Origin of the sequence: Enterobacter sp. SECR19-1250 (assembly GCF_013391025.1) — a bacterium.
Classification (GTDB): domain Bacteria; phylum Pseudomonadota; class Gammaproteobacteria; order Enterobacterales; family Enterobacteriaceae; genus Enterobacter; species Enterobacter cloacae.
The window spans coordinates 1-1,199 of the sequence record NZ_JACASJ010000266.1; the positions used below are offsets into that span (position 1 = coordinate 1).

The following is a 1,199-nucleotide window of genomic DNA, read 5'->3' on the forward strand; positions in this document are numbered from 1 at the left end:
TGTAGATTCAACCTGTCAACGCAACACCCTTTTCAATTATCTCTTTCGGTGTTTTGAACTTCAGTGTCTTTCTCGGCCTGGTGTTTAGTTGCGCTGCAACCTGATCCAGCTCCTGCTGTGTGTATTGAGCAAGGCATGTTTTTTTGGGGAAGAACTGTCGTATTAGTCCATTCGTATTTTCGTTGGTGCCTCGTTGCCAGGGACTTTGAGGATCGCAAAAATAAACTTTCACTCCCGTGCTGCTGCTAAATTCCAGATGCCTGGCCAGCTCCATTCCTCTGTCCCACGTCAATGATTGCCTGAGTTCGGGCGGTAAGCTCAGGAATTTTTCAGTAAGAGCCTGATTCACTGAAACAGCATCTTTCCCCTTTAACCTGAGAATAAGCGTATAGCGCGATTTACGATCTACCAGAGTGGCAATATGCGAGTTTTTTGTGCCCGAGACTAAATCCCCCTCCCAGTGTCCAACAGAGCGCCTGTTATCAATATGCCGCGCGCGCTCATGGATTGGCGTGCCATTCACGATATTGATTGTTCCTCTTTCCCCTTTGCGGGTGTGGCGTCGCCCATGCCTCAGGCTGTGCGAACGCCGCAGATGCTGAATATTCAGGTGGTGCAGAGCTTCACGACAACGAAAGTACAGCGTCTTATAAATTGTCTCAGCTGATATTCGCATCGTTTTCTGACGCGGCTTCGTTCGTTTTAACCATCCCGAAATTTGCTCCGGAGACCACTTTAATTCCAGCTTTTCCAGAACAAGGTCCCTCAGCGGCTCATTCTGATCCAGCAAACACGGTTTGGGACGTTTAGCCATCCTGTTGGCGCGATTATTAGCATCAACAGCTTTGTAATAGCGCCTGCCACGATTACGCTGGACTTCTCGCGAGATCGTCGAAGGAGAGCGTCTTAATGCAGTAGCAATCGCCCGAATACTCATTTTGGCTGACAGGCCAGCGCGTATTTCCTCACGTTCAGACAAGGTCAGGTGTGCGACGGCCCGCTTACGCTCATTGGGTTTTATGCCGCCGGTGTCCCTCAACATGGTGAAAATAGTTCCGGGTTTTGAATCCAGAATCTTAGCTATTTCACTAAATCCTGTCCCACTCTTCCACAAGTCGAAAACGAGCGATTTTTCTTTTGCTGTAAATGTACGTTTCATCAAACGATCCTCCGCAACCACATGTTTTCACATGGTTGTT

The 1,199-nt window shown here is 48.5% G+C and carries 1 protein-coding gene; it reads right to left on the reverse strand.

All coding sequences use genetic code 11. From position 1 onward, the window contains the following. Positions 1 to 7: 7 nt before the first annotated feature. A complete protein-coding gene (locus HX884_RS26510; protein WP_045261367.1) occupies positions 8 to 1,159 on the reverse strand; it encodes an IS30 family transposase in 1,152 nt (383 codons plus the stop codon). Between the last annotated feature and the right edge of the window lie 40 nt (positions 1,160 to 1,199).